Raw genomic sequence first — 6,440 nt, forward strand, 5'->3', positions numbered from 1 at the left:
TGAGACATCACAACCGATGTGCGCGACGACATCGGTCGTGCGGCCACAAAACTCTGGTCGTGCGGGCAGCAAAACTCTGGTCGTGCGGGCAGCAAAACTCTGGTCGCCACGGGGGCGGCGCAGCCTGCAGGGCGTCAGCTCTCCTGGACGACCGCCGCGGAGCCGGCGTGGACGGTGAAGGCGCCGTCCGCGTCGGTGCCGCTGAGCAGGTCCCGCCCGCTGACCTGCACGACCTGGTCGCGGTCGGAGTGGTTCAGCACGAACAGGTAGGTCGTGCCGTCCTCGGCGAAGCGACGCACGGCCTCGACATCCCGGTGCAGGCCGGACACCGACGCCTCGACCCCTGCGGCGGCGACGATCTCGCCCACGAGGGTCTCGAGCCCCTCGGCCGACGGGCGGGCGGCGACGTACCACCCGGCGCCCTCCCCGACCTCCTGACGGGTCACCGCAGGCCAGCCGCGCAGCGGCCCGTCGGCCCAGGTGCGCACTGCCTCGGCACCCTCGAGATGCGTCTTCTCGCTCCACAGATCGGCGGCGGTGCCGTCGTCGAGGTGGAGGATCTCGCCCTCCTGCAGCGGGTAGAACTCCTCGGTGCGCACACCGAGCAGGTCGCGGAACGCACCGGGGTAGCCGCCGAGCCGCACGTGGTCGTGCTCGTCGACGATGCCGGAGAAGAAGGTGATGACCACCTGGGTGCCGGACCGTGCAGCGTCGGCGAGGAGGCCGGCATCCTCGTCCGTCACCGAGTACAGGGTGGGCGCGATGACCAGCTCGTAGCCGGTGAGGTCCACGCCCGTGGGCACCATGTCCACGCCCACACCGAGGTCCCACAGCGCGGTGTACCAGCGCAGCAGCTCCTCGGAGTAGCGCAGGTGCTGGGTGGGGTGGGAGTCCAGCTCGGCAGCCCACCACGAGGGGTAGTCGACGACGATCGCGACCCGGTTCAGCACCCGGCTTCCGTGCACCGGAGCAAGCGCCTCGAGCGCCCGGCCCAGGCCCACGGTGTTCCGCCAGACGTCCGTGTCCCGGCCGCCGTGGGGCACCATCGCGGAGTGGAACTTCTCGGCCCCGGCTCGGGACTGGCGCCACTGGAAGAACATGACCCCGTCGGCCCCGCGAGCGACATGGGCGAGCGAGTTGCGCAGCATCTCCCCGCGCCCCTTGGCGCGGTTGCGGGGCTGCCAGTTCACGGCGGAGGTGGAGCGCTCCATGAGGATCCACGGGTCCCCGCCGGCCGCTCCGCGGGTGAGATCGGCGGCCATCGCCAGCTCGATCTGACCCCGCTCGTCGGCCGCGATCAGGTAGTGGTCGTTGGCGACCAGGTCCACGTCCCCCGCCCAGGAGAAGTAGTCCATCCACTTGGTGGCGCTGGAGAGCATGAAGTTGGTGGTGGCCGGGACCTGCGGGGTCACCTCGCGCAGCACGTCCCGCAGGGCGCGGTAGTGGGTCAGCAGCTCGTCGCTGGAGAAGCGGGCGAAGTCGAACTGCTGGGTGGGGTTGGCGTAGGTGGGGGCGGCGCGCGGCGGCAGGATCTCCTCGAAGGAGTCGTAGCGCTGCGACCAGAACGCCGTGCCCCAGGCCGCGTTGAGGGCGTCGATGGTCTCGTACCGGCGCTCGAGCCAGGCCCGGAAGGCGGTCGCGGCATGATCGGAGTAGTCGTGCGGGACATGGCAGCCCAGCTCGTTGTCGACATGCCACAGCGCGAGGGCCGGATGCTCGCCGTAGCGCTCGGCCATCACGCGGGTCATGCGCAGCGCGTATTCGCGCAGCAGCGGTGAGGAGACCGCGTAGGACTGCCGCCCGCCCTGGCCGAGCACGGTGCCGTCCTCGGTGACGGGGAGGATCTCGGGATGGGCGCGGGTGAGCCACGGCGGCGGGGACGCGGTCGCGGTGGCGAGGGCGACCTTGATGCCGGCGTCGGCGAGGTGGTCCATGACCTCGTCGAGCCAGGCGAAGTCGTACTCGCCCTCGCGCGGCTCGAGCGTGGCCCAGGCGAAGATCGCGACGCTGACCAGGTTCACCCCGGCCTCGCGCATGAGCTCGATGTCCTCCAGGCGGACCTCGCGGGGCCACTGCTCCGGGTTGTAATCACCGCCGTAGATGATCCCGTCGACTCCGAGCGGCCAGGGGCGTGCAGCGGTCATGTCTCCTCCATCGCGAGAACTCTCCGGAACCTGTGCTGACCACGGTAGTCGGCGCCGGCGGTTCCGTGGGAAAGCGCCCATCCCTCGCCCCGGGGCCGACGGCGTGGTCGCGTAGGTTCGCCGACGGCGCGGTCGCGCGGGTCCGCCGACGGAGCCCGCAGGAGGGATCCGCCGACGGAGCCCGCAGGAAGGGCCCGCCGGCGGTGAGACGGACGGGTGCACCGGGCGGAGTCACGGGCCGCCGATCAGCGCGTCTGCGTCGGGTCCCCGATCCAGCCGGCCACCAGCGGTGCCTGCGTCGTGCGCTCGTAGGCGACGATGAGGAACGGCGAGTCCAGGATCAGCTCGTGCTGACCCGTCTGAGCCGAGGTGGTGTCGGCGATGACGCCGGTCGCGGCGGCGGCCTCCATCCCGTCCTCGTCGACCGTGATCACGGCCTTCTGCAGGACGTCGGTGATCATCAGCTGCTCCTGCGCGGTGATGCCGGAGAAGTCGGCGGCATCGGTGAACGGATCCTCCATCCCCAGCCCTTGGAGGACGTGCTTCAGCGAGTCGCCCCACTCGATGTCGAAGCCGGGCAGCGTCACCTCGGTGGCGGCGTCGGAGCTCTCGAGCCCGGCGAGCAGTGCCGCGAGACCGGACGCCCCGTCGTCGGCGGCGTCGGCCCAGGCGTCGAGCACGCTCGCGAGGTCCTCGACCGGCTGGACCAGTGCGAGCGCGAGATCGTCCCCATAGGTGTCCAGGGACGTCGCGCGGCACAGATCGTCCTCGTACCAGGACGAGGTCCCGCCGGTGAGCATCTCCGCGCTCACCTCCTCCCCCGCGGAGGTGGTGAAGGTGCCGCCAGTGGTGGACAGGGAGTTCGACCAGGCGGCCTTGAGGTGGAGGGCGTTGACCAGCACCATGCGGGTCGCGTCGGAGAGCGCGCTCTCCGGGATGAGCTCCTCGATGAGATCGCCGGTGGCGTCGGAGACCCAGTCGTTGATGCGCTCCCGCCCCTTCTCCCGCTCCTCCTGGTCGGTGAAGTCCACTTCGTACACACCGGTGCCGAGATGGGTCTTGAGGCCGCTCAGGAACTCCTCCTGGACCGCGAGTCCCTTCTGCAGCCACGCACCGTCGACCAGAGAGGCGACCGCCGGTTCGGGGGCGTCCTCGTCGGCCTCTTCGCGCTCGTCGTCGCCGACGGCCTCGAGCACGCTCGACAGCGTGTTCGCGGTGGCCGCGAGCTCGTCGATGCTGCCGCCGAGCACCTCCTCCAGCTGCGCACGGGTGTCTCCGGCCGCGCCGAGGCCGGCCATGGTCAGGGCCACCTGCGCCGACAGGGGCGAGCAGATCAGATTGACCTCGGAGCGGTCCAGGGCGCCCAGCAGACGGGAGCTGAAAGGCACCGCGAGCTGCCCGGCGCCGGCTGCCGCGCCCGGATCCGCGCGTTCCCCGTCCGCGAGGAGATCCGGCTGCCCGACCTCCCTGTCCGTGCCGGGGTCGTCGTCGCTGCAGCCCGCGAGCGCGAGCGTCGCCACCGGGGCACCTGCCCCCACCGCGAGCACGGCGCGACGAGGGATGTCGGGGCGGGAGTCGAGTGCGGTCATGGGTCCATCGAACGGGGCCGTCACCGCAGATGCAAGCATCTGCACGCACCGAAGGTCACAGAACGCCACCGGCGAGCACGGACAGGAACGACGAATCCCCTGATCCAGGCCGACGAGCGGGACGGATCAGGGGATTCGAGGCCGCACGCCGACGCCTCGCCCGGGGGCGGTGCGTCGGCGCCCGGGGGCGGTGCGTCGGCCGAGGCGCGATCAGCCCTTGACGGAGCCCTCGGTGAGTCCGCCGCGCCAGAAGCGCTGCAGCACCAGGATGAGGATCGCCAGCGGGATCACCGACAGCAGGGCGCCGCCGGTGGTGAGCTGGTAGAACTCCGGGAGCCGGTCGGTCTGGGCCCGCCAGTTGTCCAGGCCCAGGGTGATCGGATACAGCTTCTCGTCGGCCAGCATGACCAGGGGGAGCATGTAGTTGTTCCAGATCGCGACGAACTGGAACAGCAGGATGGTCACGATCGCCGGGGTCAGCTGCGGCAGCGAGAGGCGATGGAACAGCCCCAGCTCGCTGACGCCGTCGAGCCGGCCCGCCTCGAGCATCTCGTCGGGCACGGCGGCTCCGGCGTAGATCGAGGCCAGGAACAGGCCGAAGGGGCTCACCAGCGAGGGGATCAGCACGGCCCAGTAGGTGTTGGTGATCCCGATCGAGGAGAACAGGAAGAACAGCGGCAGGGCCACGGCGGTGCCGGGGACCAGCACGCCGCCCAGCACCAGCCCGTACACGAGCTTCCGGCCCGTGAAGCGGTACTTGGCCAGGGCGTACCCCGCGGCGACCGCGAAGTAGGTGGCCACCACGGAGCCGATACCGGAGTACAGCAGCGAGTTCAGCCCCCAGCGCGGGAAGATCCCGCCGTTGGCGGACAGCACGGCCTTGAGGTTGTCCAACAGCTGGAAGTTCTCGCCGAACCAGAAGCCGTTCGTGCCGAACAGGTCCTCGGTGGACTTGCTGGCGTTGACGACCACCCAGTAGACGGGCACCAGGAAGTAGATCGCGACGATCGCGAGCAGGGCCGTGACGATGATCGTCGTGGTCGGCTTGCGGCCGGCGTCCCGGGTGCCGGCGCGGCCGTCCCCGCGGGGGGCCTTGACCGACTTGCCCGTGGCAGGCGTGCTGCCCGTGCGTCGGTCCGTGGTGGCGGTCTTGTTGTCGAGGGAGCTCATCGGCGCTTCTCCGTCCAGTTGGAGACTCCCAGCGCAACGGCCGAGAGCAGGAAGGCGGCCAGGGCGATGATCACGGACTGCGCCGCCGCCATGCCGATGTCGTTGTACTGGAACGCGAACGCGTAGGCGGACATGTTCGGGGTGTACTCCGACGTGATGCCGGCGCTCATGGTCTGCAGCAGCCGCGGCTCGGCGAACAGCTGCAGGGTGCCGATGATCGAGAAGATCACCGTGAGCATCAGGGCCGGGCGGATCAGCGGCAGCTGGATCGAGGTGGCGACGCGGAACGAGGTCGCGCCGTCGATCTTCGCGGCCTCGTAGAGCTCACCGGGGATCGACTTCAGCTGCGCGATGATGATCAGCATGTTGTAGCCGGTGTAGGTCCAGGTCACGATGTTCGCGATCGACCACAGCACCATGTTCGGGCCCAGGAAGTCGATGTTGATGCCCACCGCTCCGAGCACGTCCACGATCGGGGACAGCCCCGGGATGTACAGGAACGACCACAGGATCGTGGCGATCACGCCGGGGATGCCGTAGGGCAGGAAGTAGGTGGCGCGGAAGAATCCCGGCCACCGTGCGGAGGCGCTCTCGAGCAGCAGCGCCAGGACCGTGGCGGCCACGATCATGACCGTCACCTGCACCACGCCGAACAGGACCATGCGGCCGATGGAGGCCACGAAGTTCGCGTTGGTCAGCGCCGCGACGTAGTTGTCGAACCAGGCGAAGGAGTTCGTCAGCCCGCCCTCGCCGAGCAGGCCGGAGCGCTCGACGGAGGTGAAGCTGTAGCCGATCGCCATGATGATCGGCACGATCATGGTGCCGATGAACAGCACCAGGAAGGGGGCCAGCAGGAGCCAGGGAGCGGTCTTCGATCTCATCGTGCCTCCTCCGCATCCAGTCCCATGTCGCGCATGATCTTGACGATCTCCTTCTGCGAGTTGGCGAACATGTCGACCAGCGGCACCTCGCCGCTGACGGCGTTGGTCATGCCGTCGCCGATGATCGCCTGGGCGCGCTGCATCATCGGCGCCCAGGTCCAGTCGAGGTTCTGCCCCTCGGCCATCGGCACGATGACCTCTTCGTTGTAGTTCTGTCCGGAGAAGAACTCTGAGGGCTGCTGCCGGATCTCGCCGATGTAGTCCTTGGCGGGCGACCAGCCGATGCCGGAGAACTCGATCATGGCGTCGATCCCGGCAGGATCGGTGCACATCCAGGTGAGGAACTCGAGCGCCTCGACCGGGTGCTGGCTGGTGGACAGCACTGCGGCCGACGAGCCGCCGTGGCCGCCGGAGGCGTAGCCGTCGTCCCAGCGCGGCATGGGCGCCACGGCCCATTTGCCGGAGCCGCCGGGGACGGTCTCGTTGAGGGCGTCGGACCATGAGCCGCTGATGGACGCCAGCACGTTGCCGTCGCCGGCCGCCGCGTACCAGGGGGTGGTGTAGGAGCCGTAGCCGGTGCCGATGATCTTGTCGGCCAGTGTGATGTCTCAGGACTTAGGTGACAGTTCTGTATCAGGACATCGGTGACAGTTGAT

At 69.5% G+C, this 6,440-nt stretch carries 5 protein-coding genes; all 5 read right to left on the reverse strand.

The features are described 5' to 3' along the window. Nucleotides 1-134: 134 nt before the first annotated feature. The 5 genes from CIK71_RS17235 to CIK71_RS17255 all read right to left on the reverse strand — a co-directional run bounded on the left by CIK71_RS17235 (nucleotide 135) and on the right by CIK71_RS17255 (nucleotide 6,308). Entirely contained in the window at nucleotides 135-2,144 is a 2,010-nt protein-coding gene (locus CIK71_RS17235) for a beta-galactosidase (RefSeq protein ID WP_096166899.1), read from the reverse strand. A gap of 245 nt (nucleotides 2,145-2,389) precedes the next feature. After that, the gene (locus CIK71_RS17240; RefSeq protein ID WP_096166900.1) at nucleotides 2,390-3,733 is read right to left on the reverse strand and encodes a serpin family protein; all 1,344 of its coding nucleotides are present in this window, start codon (nucleotides 3,731-3,733) and stop codon (nucleotides 2,390-2,392) included. Nucleotides 3,734-3,943: 210 nt separating this feature from the next. Next, complete coding sequence (locus tag CIK71_RS17245) at nucleotides 3,944-4,903, reverse strand: carbohydrate ABC transporter permease (RefSeq protein WP_158542055.1); 960 nt, start codon at nucleotides 4,901-4,903, stop codon at nucleotides 3,944-3,946. Next, the gene (locus tag CIK71_RS17250; RefSeq protein ID WP_096166901.1) at nucleotides 4,900-5,784 is read right to left on the reverse strand and encodes a carbohydrate ABC transporter permease; all 885 of its coding nucleotides are present in this window, start codon (nucleotides 5,782-5,784) and stop codon (nucleotides 4,900-4,902) included. Before CIK71_RS17250 ends, CIK71_RS17245 begins: the two co-directional genes overlap by 4 nt. Next, a complete protein-coding gene (locus CIK71_RS17255; protein ID WP_245857771.1) occupies nucleotides 5,781-6,308 on the reverse strand; it encodes an extracellular solute-binding protein in 528 nt (175 codons plus the stop codon). The genes CIK71_RS17250 and CIK71_RS17255 overlap by 4 nt, the downstream gene beginning before the upstream one ends. Nucleotides 6,309-6,440: the final 132 nt, after the last annotated feature.

The sequence above is a fragment of the Brachybacterium alimentarium genome, from assembly GCF_002332425.1.
GTDB classification, from domain to species: Bacteria; Actinomycetota; Actinomycetes; order Actinomycetales; family Dermabacteraceae; genus Brachybacterium; species Brachybacterium alimentarium.

Coding starts and splice junctions, on each gene's coding strand:
- CIK71_RS17235 (WP_096166899.1), bottom strand. CDS start 2,144: ATGACCGCTGCACGCCCCTGGCCGCTCGGAGTCGACGGGATCATCTAC.
- CIK71_RS17240 (WP_096166900.1), bottom strand. CDS start 3,733: ATGACCGCACTCGACTCCCGCCCCGACATCCCTCGTCGCGCCGTGCTC.
- CIK71_RS17245 (WP_158542055.1), bottom strand. CDS start 4,903: ATGAGCTCCCTCGACAACAAGACCGCCACCACGGACCGACGCACGGGC.
- CIK71_RS17250 (WP_096166901.1), bottom strand. CDS start 5,784: ATGAGATCGAAGACCGCTCCCTGGCTCCTGCTGGCCCCCTTCCTGGTG.